The sequence below is a fragment of the Gluconacetobacter aggeris genome, from assembly GCF_014174395.1.
Taxonomy (GTDB): Bacteria; Pseudomonadota; Alphaproteobacteria; order Acetobacterales; family Acetobacteraceae; genus Gluconacetobacter; species Gluconacetobacter aggeris.
The window spans coordinates 73,532-91,396 of the sequence record NZ_JABEQD010000011.1 but is presented as its reverse complement, the minus strand read 5'-3'; the positions used below and the strand labels follow the sequence as shown (position 1 = coordinate 91,396).

Genomic DNA, 17,865 nt, shown 5'->3' with positions numbered 1-17,865 from the left:
CGAGCGAACGCGCCGCCGCCCCCCCTTCCAGCCAGGGTCTCAGACGTCCAGGTTGGCAACCTTGAGCGCATTGCCGACGATGAAATCACGGCGCGGCTCGACGACATCGCCCATCAGGGTCGAGAACACCTGTTCGGCATTCTCGACATCTCCGACCTTCACCTGCAGCAGCGTGCGCATGGCCGGGTCCAGCGTCGTCTCCCAGAGCTGGGCATCGTTCATCTCGCCCAGCCCCTTGAAGCGGTTGATCGACAGGCCCCGCCGTCCCTGCGCCAGAATGCGCTCGTACAACGAGGCCGGGCCGGCGGCGGAACGCGTCGTCCCGTCCAGGGTCAGCTCGACCGGGGTGACGAAATCGGCCCCCAGCCGCTCCGCGCGCTCGGCCAGCCATCGCACCTCGGCACTGCGCAGCGCGGCCGGGTCCAGACGATAGACCTCGCCCACGCCCCGGACGCTGCGCGCCATCTCAAGCCCGGATTCGGCCGTGGCCGCGACCTTCCAGCCCCGCTCGTTCGGCTGCGACACCGTATCCAGACGCGCCTGCAGATCGGCAACCCGGCCCTGCACCACTTGCGTGTCGGCACTCAGCGCACCGGTCACCGCCGCCTGTTCCAGAATCCAGATCGGCGCACGAACCGACAGGCGCTGAATCGCCCGCGTCACATCGCGGATGAACATCACCTCGGCCGCCAGCGCCTCGCCCTGGAGCGCGCGCCCGTCGGCATAGCGCATCGATGCGTTGGCCAGCGCCTTGTCCAGCAGATACTGCTCCAGCGCCGCATCGTCCTTCAGATAGCGTTCGTCATTGCCCCGCTTGGCGCGATAGAGCGGCGGCTGGGCGATATACAGGTGTCCGCGCTCGATCAGTTCGGGCATCTGGCGGAAGAAGAAGGTCAGCAACAGCGTGCGGATATGCGAGCCGTCGACATCGGCGTCGGTCATGATGACGACGCGGTGATAGCGCAGCTTGTTGATCGAGAACCCGCCCTGATCGACTTCGCCGCGGCCGATGCCGGTGCCCAGCGCAGTGATCAGCGTGCCGACTTCGGCCGAACCCAGCATGCGGTCGAAGCGCGCACGCTCCACGTTCAGGATCTTGCCCTTCAGCGGCAGGATCGCCTGGAAGCGCCGGTCACGTCCCTGCTTGGCGGTGCCGCCCGCCGAGTCACCCTCGACGATGAACAGTTCCGACTTTGCCGGATCGCGCTCCTGGCAATCCGCCAGTTTGCCCGGCAGCGACGACACATCCAGCACGCCCTTGCGCCGCGTCAGCTCGCGCGCGCGCCGCGCCGCCTCGCGCGCCGCCGCCGCGTCCATCACCTTCGCGACGATGCCACGGGCCTCTTTCGGATGGGTCTCGAACCAGTGGGCGATCATGTCGGCCGCCGCCGCATGCACCACCGGCTGCACTTCGGACGAAACCAGCTTGTCCTTGGTCTGCGACGAGAATTTCGGGTCCGGCACCTTGACCGACAGCACGGCCGTCATGCCTTCGCGCATGTCCTCGCCAACCAACGCCTGGCTGTCCTTCTTGCTGGCGTTGCTCTCGGCATATTTGCCCACCACGCGGGTCAGCGCCTGCCGGAAACCGGCGAGGTGCGAGCCACCGTCGCGCTGCGGGATATTGTTGGTGAAGCACAGCATGGTCTCGTGGAAACTGTCGTTCCACGACAGGGCGAATTCGACCTTGATACCGTTCTCTTCGTTCTGCAGGCTGCCCGTGATCGGCGGATCGACAATCGAGGTCTTGCCCCGATCCAGCCACGACACGAACGCGGCCAGACCGCCTTCATAGTGGAAATTCTCCTCGCGCGTCGGCGTATGCCGCTCGTCGCGCAGGATGATCTCCAGGCCGGAATTGAGAAAGGCGAGTTCCCGCATCCGTCGTTCCAGGATCGCGAACTCGAATTCGATCTTCGTGAAGGTCCCGATGCTGGGCTTGAAGGTGACCTGCGTACCGCGCGGCGCGTCGCTCGGCCCGATCAGCGCCAGCGGGGCATCGCGCTCGCCATGCTGGAAGCGGATCATATGCTCCTGCCCGTTGCGCCAGATCCGCACTTCCATCCACTCGGACAGGGCGTTCACCACCGCGGCGCCCACGCCGTGCAGGCCGCCCGACACCTTGTAGGAATTCTGGTTGAACTTTCCGCCGGCATGCAGCTTGGTCAGCACGACCTCGGCCGCGCTGACCCCCTCCTCGGCATGCATGTCGGTCGGGATGCCGCGTCCGTTGTCGCGCACGGTCACGCTGCCATCGCCATTCAGCGTCACGATGCAGCTGGTGGCGAATCCGGCCTGCGCCTCATCGACCGCGTTGTCGATGATCTCGAAGGCCATGTGATGCAGCCCGGACCCGTCATCGGTATCGCCGATATACATGCCAGGCCGCTTGCGGACGGCATCCAGTCCCTTCAGGACGGAAATGGAAGCGGCGTCATAGTCCGAATCGTCGGGCAAGGTCCCGCTCATGTCCGCATCTTGTTTCTGAACGGGATTGGATGGATCGGACATACCGGGCAGATGCTCCAGACAGGGATCGTGGTCGAACGCCGCGATCATACAGGCTTCGGGTCCATCGAACCAGCATCGGCCGGGGGAATTCCCCCACTGGGCCGAAGCACTCCGTCCGACAGCGTGCAGAACGCCGCGCGATCGCGCAGCGGGTGAAACAGGTCGGCATCGGTGCCGGTCATCAGCACCGTGCCGTCAAATCCCTCAAGACTGCGAAACAGCGCCTCCCGCCGCCGCTCGTCCAGATGCACCAGCGGCTCGTCCAGCAGGATCACCGGTGCCTCGCCCCGATGCCGCGTCATCAGCGCCGCATGGGCCAGCACCACGCCCAGCAGCAGCGCCTTCTGCTGGCCGGTACTGGCCTGCGCCGCCGGTCGGCCGCTGGCCCGGTCCGACAGCGCCATGTCGGCCCGATGCGCGCCCATGCCCGCTCCGCCGCGCGCCGCATCCGCCGCCCGCCCTGCCGCCAGCCGGTCGCGCAGCCAATCCTCCACCGCCAGCGCCGGGCGGGTGCGCAGCTGCTCCGCGATCGGGCACAGGAGTTCGAGCCGCGCGGAAGGAAAACCCTCGGGCGCCCCCAGCGCCCCCTCGTCATTCAGCCGGTCCGTCAGCACCAGCCGCGCCGCCGTGGCCGCGACGGCATGCCGCGCCATCGAATCCTCAAGCGCCGCCAGCCACCCCGCATCGGCACGCCCGTCGGCCAGCAGCCGGTTGCGCTGGGTCACCGACTGGTCATGGGCCGCCAGTTCCCGCGCATGTCCAGGCTCCAGCGCCAGCACCAGCCGATCCAGAAACCGCCTGCGCCCGGGCAGGCCGTCCTGGAACAGCCGGTCCATCTGCGGCGTCAGCCAGACGGCGGAGAGGGAATCGGCCAGCGCCCCCCGGCCGCGCACGGCCTCGCCATCGCGCCGGAAGGCCCGGCGCTCGGGCCGCGCCGGGTCACTGCCGGTGGACAGGTCGGACGGCGTGCCATCCGGAGCGATGAAGCGCGCGGCCACACCCCATAATTGCATCCCGTACCGCGCCATCTCGGCACCGCGCGCACCGCGCAGTCCCCGCCCCGGCACCAGAAGGGACAGCGCTTCCAGCAGGTTGGTCTTGCCGGTACCATTCTCGCCGGTGATGACATTGACCGGCGCGTCCGGCCGCCAGACCAGACGCGCATAGTTCCTGAAATCCGTCAGCGCCAGCCGCTCGAGGCGCGCCATGATGCGGCCAGCGTCTCCGCGATCAGACCCGCATCGGCATCAGCACGTAAAGCGCCGACGGGCTGGCGACATCACGCACGATGGTCGGGGCGGAACTGTCGGAAAAGGCGAATTCCACGTCGCGCTCGATCTGATCGGTGATGTCGTTCAGATAGCGGGCCTGGAAGCCGATCTCCATCGGTTCGGCGTCGTAGGTCACATGGTTTTCGTCCAGTTCCTCCTTCGCCGTTCCCTGGTCGGGGCTGACGGCCGAAAGCGTCAGGAGGTTGCGGCCGATCGACAGCTTGACGGGGCGCGAGCGTTCCTGGCTGATCGCGGCGACGCGTGCCACGGCATCGGAGAAATCCTTCTTGCCCACACGCAGGATACGGTCGTTGCCGCGCGGGATGACGCGGTCATATTCCGGGAACGTGCCGTCGATCAGCTTCGAGGTCAGCGTGACGGGCCCGACCGAGAACTGGATGCGGGTATCGGACAGGCCCACCACCACGTCTTCCGCCCCCTCGTCGAGCAGCTTGCGCAACTCGGCGATGGTCTTGCGCGGCACGATCACGCCCGGCATCTCCTCGGCCCCCGACGGAACCTCGGTCTCGACCCGCGCCAGGCGGTGGCCGTCGGTCGCCACCGCGCGCAGCATCGGCCCGGTGTCCCCGGCCGCAACATGCAGGTAGATGCCGTTGAGGTAGTACCGCGTCTCCTCGGTCGAGATCGCGAAACGCGTGCGGTCGATCAGCCCGCGCAGCACGGCCGCCGGCACCGTGAAATGGTTGGGCAGCGTGCCCGCCGTCATCGACGGGAAATCGTCCACATCCAGCACATTCAGGCTGGTGGTGTAGCGCCCCGCCCGCAGGGCCAGCGGCGCATCGCCACCCGCGTGATCCAGCTCGACCGCCACCCCGTCGGGCAGCTTGCGGACGATCTCGTGCAGCACGGCGGCGGGCGCGGTCACCGCACCATTGCGGGCGGTCTCGGCGCCGATTTCCTCGACCACCGCGATTTCCATGTCGGTCGCCGTCAGCGTCAGCCGACCATCCGCGACATTGATCAGGACGTTGGCGAGAATCGGAATGGTGTTCCGCTTCTCGGCGACGCTCTGGATATGCGCCAGAGCCTTCAGCAACGTCGCGCGGTCAGCCTTCAGCTTCATAGGTACAGACTCTCCTTGCCCGGCGTTCGCCACCGGGATCATGGCCGCCCCGGCCATACGCCCGGACCGCCAGATATGACCTTCGGTCCCGTGATTTTAGCAGCCCGCGCAGGGGGCGCAAAGGCCCACCGGGCTGCAACGCCATACAGGCCGCTGGAACCCGCCCCTCAGCTTTCCAGCATGCGGCGCAGCAGTTCAACGTCTTCGGCAAACGCGCTGTCCCGCTCCATCAGTTCGGTCACCCGCGCCACGGCATGCATGACGGTCGTATGATCACGGTTGCCGAACTTGCGCCCGATCTCCGGCAGGGACCGGCTGGTCAGCTGCTTGGCCAGATACATGGCGACCTGCCGGGGGCGCGCCACCGCGCGCGCGCGCCGGGCCGAGGACATATCGGTCAGCCGGATATTCCAGTGCTCGGCCACCTTGCGCTGGATTTCCTCGATCGTCACCCGCCGGTCATGGGCCTTGAGGATATCGTGCAGAACGTCCTGCGTGGCTTCCAGCGTCACCGGACGGCCGAACAGGTTGGCATGGGCGATCAGGCGGTTCAGCGCGCCTTCCAGCTCACGCACGTTCGACGTGATCTTGTGCGCCAGGAATTCCAGCACCTTGGCCGGCACCGGCACACCCGACGCCGCCGCCTTCGATTCCAGGATCGAGATCCGCAATTCGAAGGTCGTGGCGTGGATATCGGCCACCATGCCGCAGCCCAGACGCGTGCGCAGCCGGTCTTCCAGCCCCGACAGGTCGGACGGCGACTTGTCGGCCGACACGACGATCTGCCGCCCGGCATCGACCAGTGCGTTGAACGTATGGAAGAATTCTTCCTGCGTGTTGTCCTTGCCGATCAGGAACTGCAGATCGTCGATCATCAGCACGTCGACCGACCGCAACTGCTCCTTGAACTCCATCGTCGATTGCGAGCGGATCGCGGCGATGAAGCGGTACATGAACTTCTCGGCCGACATATAGGCGACCGAGACCTTGCCGCCCCGCGTCAGCTCCGAGCCGATGGCATGCATCAGATGCGTCTTGCCCAAGCCCACGCCACCGTACAGGAACAGCGGATTGAAACCAGGGCTGGAAGGCCGCTCCGCCACCCGGCGGGCGCAGGCATAGGCAAATTCGTTCGGCTTGCCGACCACGAACGTATCGAAGGTGAAGCGCGGGTCCAGCGGCGCGGCCAGATCGTGACGGTTCAGTTCGCTCCGCGCCTCGGCCACCCGCTCGTCCACCGCGCCAGCGGCGGGCGCTGCATCGGCCGAACCGACCTCGTCATCCGCTGCCCCCTCGGGCTCGGCAACCGGCTCGGGCCGGCCCACCTGCAATTCCACACGGCGGATCGACGGCAGCTCGGCATTCCACAGCGCGCTCAGCCGGTCGCCATACTGGGTGCGCACCCAGTCGCGCAGGAAGCGTGTGGGCAGATTGAGCGTGATCTCGTCGCCATCGACCGGGCCGATGCTGATCTGTTTCAGCCAGGTGCGATATTCGACCTCGCCAACCTCGGTCTGCAGGCGTGAACAGATCCGCGACCAGTGGATGTCCAGAACATTCCGGACCGAGCGGGCTTCCGCGACGGCATCATATCCACTCAGTTCGCCCGTCATGCTCAATCCCGGCCCCCTGGAGACGGTAACCTCCCGACAATGCGGAAGATCCATCCCTACGTTTTCCGCCCCCCTCATACCGAACGCCCGCGCAATCCACCCGCCACCAGCCGTCACGCAAGGAGAACACGCCTCCCCTTGCCCGACACCGAAAAAGGCGCGGCCACTATGTCCTGCTCAGTCGTCACGAAATGAAGAAGCCGAAGATAGGTCACCGACCCGACCGAGGCAACGGAAAACTGGGTCGGCGGGGCCGGGAAAATCCGGCGCCACGCGCAACACGACCAGTCACCATAACCTGAAGCAGTCAGGCGGAACCCGCACAATAAAAGCAAAGGCCGCCCCTCTCCTTGAACGAGAGAAACGACCTTCTGCCTAGTTCTGTACGTCTATTTGCCGGCCTTGAAGCAATACCGGCCGGCGCCGGCCGGTCAGGCGGCGACGAGGGCCTTGATGCGGGCCGACAGACGCGAAATCTTGCGGGAAACGGTGTTGGCGTGGATCACACCCTTGCCCGAGGCGCGCTGCATTTCCGGCTGGGCCGCGCGCAGGGCGCTGGTCGCCTCTTCCTTGTTGCCCGAGGCAATCGCCGCCTCGACCTTCTTCACGAAGGTGCGCATGCGCGAGACGCGCGCCGTGTTGCGCGCGTTGCGGCGCTCGTTCTGACGGATGCGCTTACGCGCGGAAGCAGTGTTCGCCATGGTTCTCAGTTCAAAAAAATATGGTTACGAGGTCCGTCGCCAGCAGGCCTCGGACATCCAGATCAGGGTGGCGATCTAGTCCAAGCCTTCCACCCCCGTCAAGACAACTCTTCCGCACGGCTGGAAATACCGCCATGCCGGTCACCCGGCCGCCGTCGGCGCGCCGGCCGGATGGACCTGGCGCAGAGGGCAGAAGAAGGTCGAGCGCCCCGCCTGCTCGATCCGCACCACGCCGCCGCAGGCCTTGCCGCCGGGGCAATCCGGGCACCCCTGCCCCGCACGGCCATAGACGCGCCAGGCATGCTGGAAATAGCCCAGTTCCCCATCCGGCTGGGCATAGTCGCGCAGGCTTGATCCACCGGCCGCGATCGCTTCCTCCAGCACCACGCGGATCGCCTCGACCAGGCGCGCCTCCTCGGGCCCATCCAGCCCGCAGGCCATCCGGGCCGGATGGATCGCGGCACGGAACAGCGCCTCGGACGCGTAGATGTTACCAATCCCCGCCACCACCGACTGGTCCATCAGCGCCGCCTTGATCGAGGTCCGCCGCCGCGCCAGGGCATGATGCAGCCAGTCCTGCGAAAATCCGTTCCCCAGCGGCTCGGGACCGAGTCGGGCCAGCAGGCGATGCTTTTCCTCATCCACCGTGGGCATCAGGTCCACGGTACCGAAGCGCCTGGGGTCGATCAGGCCGAAATGCGTGCCGTCCGTTGTTTCGAACGACAGATGCTCATGCCGGCCGGGCTTCGGCGCCTGGCCGGGCAGCGACAGCAGCACCCGCCCGGACATGCCCAGATGCAGCAGCATGGTCTCGCCCCGGTCCAGCCGCATCAGGATATATTTCCCACGGCGGGCAAAACCGCTGATCCGCGCGCCTTCCAGCCGGCTGGCCAGGTCGGTCGGAAAGGGCGTGCGCATGCCGTCGCGACGCACCGCCACCCGGGCGATCGTCTTCCCGTCGAGATGCAACCGCATCCCACGCATCACTGTTTCGACTTCAGGGAGTTCCGGCATGAGTGGATCTGAGGTTATATCCCTGAACCATGACCGACAATACCACGCCCTCCGCCATCGACGCCGCCGCCGTCGCCCTCCCCTCCGGCGCGGAGACGACCGATTTCGGCTTCCGCGACGTGCCCCTGGCCGAGAAGAAGCCCATGGTGCGCGCCGTGTTCGACAGCGTCGCCACCCGTTACGACATCATGAACGACGTGATGTCGCTGGGCATCCACCGGGCCTGGAAGAAAATCTTCGTGACCGAGCTGGGCGCCCATCCGGACCTCACGCTGCTGGACCTGGCGGGCGGCACGGGCGACATCTCGTTCGGCTGGCTGCGCGCCGGCGGCGGCCGGGCCATCCTTTCCGACATCAATGCCAGCATGCTGTCCGTCGGGCGCGGACGGGCGCTGGAGCGCGGGCTGATTTCCAGCCTGAATTTCGCGGTGATGGATGCCGAGGCCATTCCCCTGCCCGACCGTTCGGTCGACCGGGTGTCGATCGCCTTCGGCCTGCGCAACTGCACCGACAAGGACGCCGTCCTGCGCGAGGCACGGCGCGTGCTGCGTCCCGGCGGGCGCTTCCTGTGCCTCGAATTCTCCCGCGTGCAGGTCGCGGCCCTCTCACCGATCTATGACGCCTGGTCGTTCCATGTGCTGCCGCGCATGGGCGCCGCCATCGCCGGCGACCGCGAGAGCTACCAGTATCTGGCCGAGAGCATCCGCATGTTCCCCGACCAGGAGACCCTGGCCACCATGATGCGCAATGCCGGGCTGGAACATGTAACGGTCCGCAACCTCTCGGGCGGCATCGCGGCCATCCATTCCGGCTGGCGGATCTGACGATGCATGCCGCCCCCGCCCCGGTCGGCGGCCGCACGGTCCTGCTGATCGTCTGCGGGGGAATCGCCGCCTACAAGACGCTCGAACTCATCCGCCTGCTCACGGGGGCGGGCCTGCGTGTCCGCACGGTGCTGACGGCGGCAGGCAAACAGTTCGTCACCCCGCTCAGCCTCCAGGCCCTGACCGGCGAGAAAGTGTATGAGGATCTGTTCTCGCTGACCGACGAGAACGAGATGGGCCATATCGCGCTCTCGCGGTCCGGCGACCTGCTGGCGGTCTGCCCGGCCACGGCCGACATCATGGCCCGCATGGCCGCCGGACTGGCCGACGACCTGGCCAGCACGCTGCTGCTGGCCACCGACAAGCCGGTCCTGATCGCCCCGGCGATGAATGTCCGGATGTGGGACCACGCCGCCACCCAGGCCAATCTGGCCACCCTGCGCACGCGCGGCGTCATGGTGGTCGGCCCCGAAATCGGGCTGATGGCCTGCAACGAGACCGGCCCCGGCCGCCTGGCCGAACCGCCCGTGATCGCCGAGGCGATTTTCCGCCACCTCGCCGGCCCGGCCCCCGTCGTCCCCGCCACCGGCCCGCTCGCCGGCCGGCACGCGCTCGTCACCGCCGGCCCGACCCACGAGCCGATCGACCCGGTACGCTATCTCGCCAACCGCTCGTCCGGCCGGCAAGGCTACGAAATCGCCGAATCCCTCGCCGCCCTCGGCGCGCGCGTCACCCTGGTCAGCGGACCGGTCGACCTGCCTCCGCTCACGGGCGTCACCCTGCGCCGGGTCGAAACGGCCAGGCAGATGCTGGCCGCCTGCCGCGACGCCCTGCCCTGCGACATCGCCGTCTGCGCCGCCGCCGTCGCCGACTGGCGCGTGGCGGGGGAAGCGACCAGCAAGATCAAGAAGACGGCCGGCGCCCCGCCGCCGACGCTCACGCTGGTCCCCAACCCCGATATCCTGACCGAACTGTCCACCCCCGGCCCCAATCGCCCCGCCCTGGTCGTCGGCTTCGCCGCCGAAACCGATACGGTCGCGCAGCACGCGGCGGCCAAGCGGCAGCGCAAGGGCTGCGACTGGATCGTCGCCAATGACGTACGGCCGGAAACCGGCATCATGGGCGGCATGGAAAACGAAATCATCCTGATCACCGGCGACGGCGCCGAACAGTGGCCCCGCATGGACAAGCAGGACGTGGCCGCGCATCTGGCCGATCGGATCGCCACCTTCTTCACCCCCGATTTCTCTTCCGGCCGGAGTATTTCATGACCGCCCCCATCGTTTCCGTCGCCGTCCGCCGCCTGCCCCACGCGGCCGACCTGCCGCTGCCCGGCTACGCCACCGCGGGCGCCGCCGGCATGGACCTGCTGGCGGCGGTAAAGGAACCGGTCGAACTGGCACCCGGCGCCCGCATGCTGGTGCCCACCGGCCTGTGCGTCGCCCTGCCCCCCGGTTATGAACTGCAGGTCCGCCCCCGCTCCGGCCTGGCGCTGAAGCACGGCATCACCCTGCCCAACACGCCCGGCACGATCGACGAGGATTATCGCGGCGAAATCGGCATCATCCTGCTGAACACGGGTAACGCCCCGCTGGCGATCACGCGCGGCATGCGTATTGCCCAGGCCGTGCTGGCCCCGGTGGTCCGCGTCGCGTGGCAGGAGGCCGAGAGCCTGGACGAGACCGCCCGCGCGTCCGGCGGCTTCGGCAGCACCGGCACCGCCTGACGGGCCGGAGGCATTGGGCAGACAGGAAAGAGGGTCATGACGGCGCGTTGGCTTCCCGCCTTTTTATCCCGCGACAGCCGGCCTAACCTGTTCGATCTGGCCGCCCTGCTGTGCATGCTGGGGCTGGCCGTGCTGCTGGCCACGGCCGGGCGCCACATGCTGGCGCCCATCGCGGCGCCGAACGCCGCCGTGATCCATCTCGATCCCGCCTGGCTGCCCGGCTACGCGGTGCGCACGACCCTGCGCATGTTCGCGGCCCTGGGCGCGTCGCTGCTGTTCACCTTCACCTATGCGGTCTGGGCCGCCAAGAGCCGCCGCGCCGCGCTGATCCTGGTGCCGGTGCTGGACGTGCTGCAATCGGTGCCGATCCTGGGATTCCTCACCTTCACGGTCGTCTTCTTCATGGGCCTGTTCCCCGGGCGCATCCTGGGGGCCGAACTGGCGGCGATCTTCACGATCTTCACCAGCCAGGCCTGGAACATGGCCTTCAGCATGTACCAGTCGCTACGTGCCGTGCCGCCGGACCTGGAAGAGGTCGCGCGCGGCTTCGGCCTGACGGCATGGCAGAAATTCTGGCGGCTGGACGTGCCCTTCGCCGTGCCCGGCCTGGTGTGGAACGCCATGGTCTCGATGTCCGGCGGCTGGTTCATGGTGGTCTATTCCGAGACGATCACGGTCGGAAACACCGATATCCTGCTCCCCGGCATCGGCTCCTATGTCGGCACCGCCATCGCGCAGCGCGATCTGTGGGCGGTTCTCTACGCCATCCTGACGATGCTGGTGGTGATCCTGGCATACGACCAACTGCTCTTCCGGCCGCTGGTCGCCTGGTCCGCGCGCTTCGGCACCGCATCGTCCGATAGCGCGCCGGCCTCCGATCCCTGGATGCTGGTGCTGCTGCGGCGCACCGCCCTGCTGCGCCGCATCACCGACGCCATCGGCGAGGGCCTGACCGCCATCGGCGGCCTGCCCCTCGGCCGCCGCCCGCACGAGGCACGACGCGGTATCGTCGTGCCGTCCCGCCTGCTCGATCTGGGATGGAGCACCCTGCTGGCCGGACTGAGCCTGCTCGCCCTGTGGCAGGTATGGCTCTACGCACACGCCACCTTCTCGCTGCGCGAACTGCTGCATGTCGTCGGGCTGGGCGGGCTGACGCTGCTGCGGGTGGTCGCCATGGTGCTGCTGGCCTCGCTGGTCTGGGTACCGGCGGGCATCTGGCTGGGGCTCGATCCGGTGCGCGCCCGGCGCACGCAATTCGTCGCCCAGTTCATGGCCGCATTCCCCGCCAATCTCTTCTTCCCGATCTTCGTCGTGCTGATCGTCCATTTCCGCCTCAGCAGCGATATCTGGCTGACCCCGCTGATGATCCTGGGCACCCAGTGGTATATCCTGTTCAACGTCGTGGCCGCCGCGTCCTCCTTTCCCGCCGACCTGCTGGAGGTCGCGCGCAGCCTGCAGGTGCGCGGCCCGCTCTGGTGGCTGCGGGTCGCCCTGCCGGGCATCCTGCCGCATTACGTCACCGGGGCCATCACCGCCTCCGGCGGCGCGTGGAACGCCGCCATCGCCGCCGAGGTCGCAAGCTGGGGCGACGACCATCTGGCCGCCCACGGGCTGGGCGCCTATATCGCCCGCGCCACGGTCGCGGGCGACACCGCCCATGTCGGGCTGGGCATGACGGTCATGGCGGCCTTCGTGCTGCTGTTCAATCGCGCGGTGTGGCGCCCGCTGGCCGATTACGCCCGCCGCCACTTCGCCTTCGTCTGATCACCGTTCGGGACCGCGCCATGACCCTCTCGCCTTCCTCCCAGATCGAAGACCAGGAAGAGCTGATCCGCGTCACCGGCTGCCGCCAGGCCTATCACAAGGGCGGCGCCGCCGACCTGGTGGTGCTGGACGACGTGAACCTGACCCTGCGCTCGGGCGAAATCGTCGGCCTGCTGGGCCGGTCGGGGTCGGGCAAATCGACGCTGCTGCGCATCGTGGCCGGCCTGCTGCCCCCCACCGAGGGCAGCATCCTGTGGAAGGGCAACCCGGTCTCGGGACCGGTGCCCGGCATTGCGATGGTGTTCCAGTCCTTCGCCCTGTTCCCCTGGCTGAGCGTGCAGAAGAACGTGGAACTGGGGCTGGAAGCCAAGGGCATCGCCGCGGCCGAGCGCGACCGTCTGGCCGAGGACGCGATCGACCTGATCGGCCTGGGCGGCTACGAGAACGCCTATCCCAAGGAATTGTCGGGCGGCATGCGCCAGCGCGTGGGGCTGGCGCGGGCGCTGGTGGTTCAGCCCGACCTGCTGCTGATGGACGAGCCCTTCTCGGCACTGGACGTGCTGACGGCCGAAAACCTCCGCACCGACCTGATCGAGCTGTGGGCCGAGCGCAAGCTGCCGGTCAAATCCATGCTGCTGGTCACCCACAATATCGAGGAAGCGGTGCTGATGTGCGACCGCATCCTGGTCTTCTCATCCAATCCAGGCCGCGTGGCGCACGAACTCGCGGTTCCCTTCGCCCACCCCCGCAACCGCGAGGACCCGGCCTTCCGGCAACTGGTCGACCAGATCTACGCCCTGATGACCCGCCGGGCACCGATCGTGTCCGAGGCCGAACTCCCCCTCGGCGAGGCCGCGCCACAGGCGGCGGCACCGGTACAGGTCGCCCTGCCCGAACTGCCGATGAATACGATGGTGGGGATGATGGAAACCCTGGCCGCCGATCCGCTGGACGGGCGCGCCGACCTGCCGCTCCTCGCCTCACGCCTGCAACTGGCGCTGGACGATCTGTTTCCGCTGGGCGAATCGCTGCAATTGCTGGAATTCGCCGAATTGGAAGATGGCGACATCCTGCTGACGGCCGAAGGCGCCCGCTTCGTCCAGAGCAGCCACGACGAACGGCGGCAGATCCTCTGGCATAGCCTGCTGCACAATGTCCCGCTGGTGCGCGTGATCCGCGCCGTGCTGGACGAACGGCCCAACCACCGCGCCAGCGCCGAACGGTTCCGCGAGGAACTGGAAGACAGCATGTCTCCCGACTATGCCAAACAGACCCTGCAAACCCTGATCGGCTGGGCCCGCTACGCCGAACTGTTCGATTACGACGAGGAAGCGGACCAGCTCTTTCTGGACGACGAGACCGAATGATCCCCCGTTACTGGCGGGCCAGCGCCAGCCGGTCATAGAAAATCCGCCGCACCTTCGCCACCTTGGGCGCGATCACCGCCGCGCAATAGCCGCGCTCCGGGTGCTTGGCGAAATAATCGTGGTGATAGGCCTCTGCCTCGTAGAACTGCGTCAGCTTCTGGATCTCGGTCACGATCGGATCGGGCCACAGCTGCGTCGCCGTGATCTCGTCCCGCACCTCACCCGCCACCCGCTCCTGCTCCGGCGTCGCGTAGAAGATGACCGAGCGATATTGCGTGCCGACATCCTCTCCTTGCCGGTTCAGGGTCGTCGGGTCGTGAATCGTGAAGAAGATCCGCAACAGATCGGCATAGGACAGCACATTCGGGTCAAACGTCACGCGGACAAGTTCGGCATGGCCGGTCCGGCCGGTGCATACCTGCTCATAGCTCGGATTCGGGACATCACCACCGGCATAGCCGGGCGTCACGTCCTCGATCCCCGCCAGTTCGCGCAAGGCGGCTTCGGTACACCAGAAGCAGCCACCCGCCAGATAGGCGGTCTGCCAGGATGGGTCACGCCCCTTCGTTCCGTTCGTCATCTCATCTCTCCTGCTGCGGATTCGCACCGCACCGTTCGAAGATGTGATGCTCCGCCAGGGATTGAAAGAGAAGCGATCGTGATGGAGGGAACGTGACCACCCGCGGAGCCTGACCGAACATGCCCGCCGGACGCCAATCCGACGCGTGTTTCGGTCTGCCCCTCAGGCGAGGTATCCCAGCGCCGCCTCCACACGCACGCGCTCATCCCGGAACTGCGCCAGCCGCTGGCGATTTTCCTCGACGATCTCAGGCTTGGCTCGGGCGACGAAATCCGCGTTGCCCAGCTTGCGCTCGACCTTCACGATCTCCCCATCCAGCCGGCCACGCTCCTTCTCCAGCCGCTGCCGCTCCTGATCCAGATCGATGATGCCCGCCAGCGGAATCACCAGCGTCGCCTCGTCCACCACAAGCTGGGCGGCACCACGCGGCATCTCGCCGGTCAGCGGCTCGACCGCCGATACGCGCGCCATGCGGCCGATCGCCTCCGCCCAGCGGGTCGCCCGCGCGATGGTCCGGGCGTCGGCATCGCGCAGCAGCACCGGCGCCAGGCGCGAAGGCGGCACGTTCATTTCCGCCCGCACGGTCCGGATCGCGGAGATGAAACGGATCACCCAGTCCAGTTCCGCCACCGCGTCGACCGCATCCGCCGGGCGCTCGGGCACCGGCCACGGCGCCGTCATCAGGCTGCCACGCGCACCGAAGCCGAACTGCACCCACAATTCGTCGGTCACAAAGGGCATCACCGGCTGCAACAGGCGCAGGATCAGTCCCAGCACATGCGCCGCCACCGCCCGGATCTCCGCCGCCAGGGCCTCATCCGCGCCGGTGAAGACCGGCTTGGCGAATTCCAGGAACCAGTCGCAGAAGCAGTTCCAGACGAACCGGTAGCAGACAGCGGCATATTCGTCGAAACGATAGGCCTCCAGCGCCGCATCGGCATCGGCCGCCGCACGGGCGGCCTCGTCCAGCAGCCAGCGGCCCAGCGGCGAGGTCACGCTCTCGGGCCGGAAATCCGCAACCGGGGCCACGCCATTCATTTCGCAGAAGCGCGCGGCATTCCAGATCTTGGTCACGAACGACCGGTATTCCTCGATCCGCTTCTGGCCCAGCTTGACGTCACGTCCCAGCCCGGTCAGCGCGCATACGGTAAAGCGCATGGCATCGGCACCGTACTGCTCGATCATGTCGAGCGGATCGATGCCGTTGCCCTTGCTCTTGGACATTTTCTGGCCGCGCTCATCGCGCACCAGCCCATGGATGAACACAGTACGGAACGGCACATCCTTCATGAAATGCAGGCCCATCATCATCATCCGGGCCACCCAGAAGAAGATGATGTCGAAGCCCGTCACCAGCACGTCGGTCGGGTAGTAGCGCGCAAGGTCCGCCGTCTTCTCCGGCCAGCCAAGCGTCGAGAACGGCCACAGCGCGGACGAGAACCATGTATCCAGCACGTCCTCGTCGCGGGTCAGCACCTCGTCCCGCCCGTAATGCGCCCGGGCCTCGGCCTGGGCCTGCGCCTCGTCATGCGCCACGAAGACATGCCCGTCCGGCCCGTACCAGGCCGGAATGCGATGCCCCCACCAGAGCTGGCGGCTGATGCACCAGGGCTGGATATCGCGCATCCAGGCGAAGAACGTGTTCTCCCACTGCTGGGGCACGAAGCGCACCTGCCCCGTCTCCACCGCCGCGATGGCGGGGCCGGCCAGGGTGGCGGCATCGCAATACCACTGCGTGGTCAGGCGCGGTTCGACCACCGCGCCGCTGCGCTCGGCATGCGGCACCTGGTTGCGGTGCGGCTCGATCTTCTCCAGCCAGCCCAGCCGCTCCAGCTCGGCCACCACTGCCTTGCGCGCCTCGTCACACCCCAGGCCTTCGAGCCCGCGCGTGAAGGCCGGGTCCGCCAGCCCCTCCACCGCGTGCAGATCGTCGGCAATCTCCGCCAGCGTCACCCGAGCGTCCTCATCCAGCACGCTGGGCATCGCCAGGCTGTGCCGGCGACCGACCTCGAAATCGTTGAAATCATGCGCGGGCGTGATCTTGACCGCGCCGCTGCCCTTCTCAGGGTCGGAATAGCTGTCGGCCACGATGGGAATCCGCCGCCCGGTCAGCGGCAGGACGACCGACCGGCCAATCAGCCCGGTATAGCGTTCATCCTCCGGATGCACGGCCACCGCCATGTCACCCAGCAGCGTCTCGGGGCGCGTGGTCGCAACCGTAATGGTCCGCCCTTCCGCATCGTCGGCGACCGGATAGCGGATATACCACAGGCTACCCTGCACCTCGCGGTTATCGACTTCGAGGTCCGAAATCGCCGAACGGAACGCCGGGTCCCAGTTCACCAGCCGCCGGTCGCGATAGATCAGCCCCTCGCGATACAGGGTGACGAACACCTCCAGCACCGCCTTGGACAGGCCCTCATCCATGGTGAAACGCTCGCGCGGCCAGTCCAGCGAGGCGCCGAGGCGACGAAGCTGGGTGGTGATGCCGCCGCCGGATTCGCCCTTCCACTGCCACACGCGCCGTTCGAAGGCCTCGCGCCCCAGCGCCTGCCGGCTGGTGCCCTCCTTCTGCAAGGTGCGCTCCACCACCATCTGGGTCGCGATGCCGGCATGGTCGGTGCCCGGCTGCCACAGCGTGTCGCGGCCCTGCATCCGCCGCCAGCGGATCAGCGTGTCCTGCAACGTCATCGTCAGCGCATGGCCGACATGCAGCGTGCCGGTCACGTTCGGCGGCGGGATCATGATGGTATAAGGCTGGGCGTTGCTGCCCGGCGCGGCCGAGAACGCGCCTTCGCGCTCCCATTCCGCATAGAGGGCGGGTTCGATCTCGCCGGGCGAGAAAGACTTGTTCAGCATCGCAAAACCAGACCTGAGCATGAAGGAAAATCGGCCCGACAGGGCGAGCCCTTACGGTCTGCCGCTTATAGCGAACTTCGCCCCGAAAGAAACGCCGCGCGGGCGGGAATGGCGTCAGCGGGTCATCAGGGGGCTCGATCCCTCATACGCCTCGCCGAACGGCGCCAGGTAGGTCCCCGTCACCGGATCATGATGCGGGTCCGGCCCCCCACCGCCCCCAAGACGGAATTTCCCCAGCGGACCGAGCGGAATGTCGAAACCATCGTCCCCCGCCGGCTTGCGGACCCGATGATCCGGCACCGGCGCCGCTGCGTAAACCGTCCGCTTGCCCACGACGTCCAGCCGTTCTCCCCCGCCATCCGGCAACGTCGTGGCCGTAACGGACGATGAAGCCGGCACGGCCTGCGGCGGAATGGCGACATAGATATTGGTATCGAAGGGACGATGGGCGGGCCGCGCGGCAACCGCCCCTGGGGCCGCCGGCATCACGAGCACCAGCAAGAGCATGCTTCGGCACACCATCCTGGCCATTTCGCCCCCTGGTCACCGTT

The 17,865-nt window shown here is 67.4% G+C and carries 14 protein-coding genes; 5 read left to right on the top strand and 9 right to left on the bottom strand.

What is annotated here, in order from left to right; translation table 11 throughout:
• Positions 1-39: 39 nt before the first annotated feature.
• The 6 genes from gyrB to mutM all read right to left on the bottom strand — a co-directional run bounded on the left by gyrB (position 40) and on the right by mutM (position 8,194).
• Complete coding sequence (gene gyrB / locus HLH36_RS14690) at positions 40-2,469, bottom strand: DNA topoisomerase (ATP-hydrolyzing) subunit B (protein ID WP_182987086.1); 2,430 nt, start codon at positions 2,467-2,469, stop codon at positions 40-42.
• An 86-nt stretch (positions 2,470-2,555) separates the two neighbouring features.
• The gene (recF, locus tag HLH36_RS14685; protein WP_182987085.1) at positions 2,556-3,719 is read right to left on the bottom strand and encodes a DNA replication/repair protein RecF; all 1,164 of its coding nucleotides are present in this window, start codon (positions 3,717-3,719) and stop codon (positions 2,556-2,558) included.
• 22 nt (positions 3,720-3,741) lie between these two features.
• Complete coding sequence (gene dnaN / locus HLH36_RS14680) at positions 3,742-4,866, bottom strand: DNA polymerase III subunit beta (RefSeq protein ID WP_182965803.1); 1,125 nt, start codon at positions 4,864-4,866, stop codon at positions 3,742-3,744.
• Positions 4,867-5,033: 167 nt separating this feature from the next.
• Entirely contained in the window at positions 5,034-6,479 is a 1,446-nt protein-coding gene (gene dnaA / locus HLH36_RS14675; RefSeq protein ID WP_182987084.1) for a chromosomal replication initiator protein DnaA, read from the bottom strand.
• A gap of 431 nt (positions 6,480-6,910) precedes the next feature.
• A complete protein-coding gene (gene rpsT, locus HLH36_RS14670) occupies positions 6,911-7,180 on the bottom strand; it encodes a 30S ribosomal protein S20 (RefSeq protein ID WP_114728253.1) in 270 nt (89 codons plus the stop codon).
• A gap of 141 nt (positions 7,181-7,321) precedes the next feature.
• Entirely contained in the window at positions 7,322-8,194 is an 873-nt protein-coding gene (mutM, locus tag HLH36_RS14665) for a bifunctional DNA-formamidopyrimidine glycosylase/DNA-(apurinic or apyrimidinic site) lyase (RefSeq protein ID WP_182987083.1), read from the bottom strand.
• Between the two features lie 29 nt (positions 8,195-8,223).
• Between mutM and HLH36_RS14660 the strand changes: the two genes are divergently transcribed.
• The 5 genes from HLH36_RS14660 to HLH36_RS14640 are packed head-to-tail and all read left to right on the top strand — an operon-like array spanning position 8,224 to position 13,875.
• The gene (locus HLH36_RS14660) at positions 8,224-9,018 is read left to right on the top strand and encodes a class I SAM-dependent methyltransferase (RefSeq protein WP_182987082.1); all 795 of its coding nucleotides are present in this window, start codon (positions 8,224-8,226) and stop codon (positions 9,016-9,018) included.
• Positions 9,019-9,020: 2 nt separating this feature from the next.
• On the top strand, positions 9,021-10,289 hold the full coding sequence (gene coaBC, locus HLH36_RS14655) for a bifunctional phosphopantothenoylcysteine decarboxylase/phosphopantothenate--cysteine ligase CoaBC (RefSeq protein WP_182987081.1): 1,269 nt from the start codon (positions 9,021-9,023) through the stop codon (positions 10,287-10,289).
• Positions 10,286-10,744, top strand: a complete 459-nt coding sequence (gene dut / locus HLH36_RS14650; RefSeq protein ID WP_182987080.1) for a dUTP diphosphatase — start codon at positions 10,286-10,288, stop codon at positions 10,742-10,744. The genes coaBC and dut overlap by 4 nt, the downstream gene beginning before the upstream one ends.
• Before the next feature lie 36 nt (positions 10,745-10,780).
• Positions 10,781-12,508, top strand: coding sequence for an ABC transporter permease (locus HLH36_RS14645; protein WP_182987079.1), 1,728 nt, complete (start codon positions 10,781-10,783; stop codon positions 12,506-12,508).
• A 20-nt stretch (positions 12,509-12,528) separates the two neighbouring features.
• On the top strand, positions 12,529-13,875 hold the full coding sequence (locus tag HLH36_RS14640) for an ABC transporter ATP-binding protein (protein WP_182987078.1): 1,347 nt from the start codon (positions 12,529-12,531) through the stop codon (positions 13,873-13,875).
• Between the two features lie 7 nt (positions 13,876-13,882).
• On the opposite strand, the gene msrA is transcribed toward HLH36_RS14640, so the two are convergent.
• The 3 genes from msrA to HLH36_RS14625 form a co-directional block, all read right to left on the bottom strand.
• A complete protein-coding gene (msrA, locus tag HLH36_RS14635) occupies positions 13,883-14,455 on the bottom strand; it encodes a peptide-methionine (S)-S-oxide reductase MsrA (protein ID WP_182987077.1) in 573 nt (190 codons plus the stop codon).
• 162 nt (positions 14,456-14,617) lie between these two features.
• Entirely contained in the window at positions 14,618-17,314 is a 2,697-nt protein-coding gene (locus HLH36_RS14630; RefSeq protein WP_182987076.1) for a valine--tRNA ligase, read from the bottom strand.
• A 114-nt stretch (positions 17,315-17,428) separates the two neighbouring features.
• Positions 17,429-17,821, bottom strand: a complete 393-nt coding sequence (locus HLH36_RS14625; RefSeq protein WP_182987075.1) for a hypothetical protein — start codon at positions 17,819-17,821, stop codon at positions 17,429-17,431.
• Between the last annotated feature and the right edge of the window lie 44 nt (positions 17,822-17,865).

What these genes read in the sequence shown, in the direction of transcription:
- HLH36_RS14645 (WP_182987079.1), top strand. Translation starts at nt 10,781, where the DNA reads ATGACGGCGCGTTGGCTTCCCGCCTTTTTATCCCGCGACAGCCGGCCT.
- HLH36_RS14630 (WP_182987076.1), bottom strand. Translation starts at nt 17,314, where the DNA reads ATGCTGAACAAGTCTTTCTCGCCCGGCGAGATCGAACCCGCCCTCTAT.
- recF (WP_182987085.1), bottom strand. Translation starts at nt 3,719, where the DNA reads ATGGCGCGCCTCGAGCGGCTGGCGCTGACGGATTTCAGGAACTATGCG.
- HLH36_RS14640 (WP_182987078.1), top strand. Translation starts at nt 12,529, where the DNA reads ATGACCCTCTCGCCTTCCTCCCAGATCGAAGACCAGGAAGAGCTGATC.
- coaBC (WP_182987081.1), top strand. Translation starts at nt 9,021, where the DNA reads ATGCATGCCGCCCCCGCCCCGGTCGGCGGCCGCACGGTCCTGCTGATC.
- dnaA (WP_182987084.1), bottom strand. Translation starts at nt 6,479, where the DNA reads ATGACGGGCGAACTGAGTGGATATGATGCCGTCGCGGAAGCCCGCTCG.
- mutM (WP_182987083.1), bottom strand. Translation starts at nt 8,194, where the DNA reads ATGCCGGAACTCCCTGAAGTCGAAACAGTGATGCGTGGGATGCGGTTG.
- HLH36_RS14660 (WP_182987082.1), top strand. Translation starts at nt 8,224, where the DNA reads ATGACCGACAATACCACGCCCTCCGCCATCGACGCCGCCGCCGTCGCC.
- dnaN (WP_182965803.1), bottom strand. Translation starts at nt 4,866, where the DNA reads ATGAAGCTGAAGGCTGACCGCGCGACGTTGCTGAAGGCTCTGGCGCAT.
- dut (WP_182987080.1), top strand. Translation starts at nt 10,286, where the DNA reads ATGACCGCCCCCATCGTTTCCGTCGCCGTCCGCCGCCTGCCCCACGCG.
- HLH36_RS14625 (WP_182987075.1), bottom strand. Translation starts at nt 17,821, where the DNA reads ATGCTCTTGCTGGTGCTCGTGATGCCGGCGGCCCCAGGGGCGGTTGCC.
- rpsT (WP_114728253.1), bottom strand. Translation starts at nt 7,180, where the DNA reads ATGGCGAACACTGCTTCCGCGCGTAAGCGCATCCGTCAGAACGAGCGC.
- gyrB (WP_182987086.1), bottom strand. Translation starts at nt 2,469, where the DNA reads ATGAGCGGGACCTTGCCCGACGATTCGGACTATGACGCCGCTTCCATT.
- msrA (WP_182987077.1), bottom strand. Translation starts at nt 14,455, where the DNA reads ATGACGAACGGAACGAAGGGGCGTGACCCATCCTGGCAGACCGCCTAT.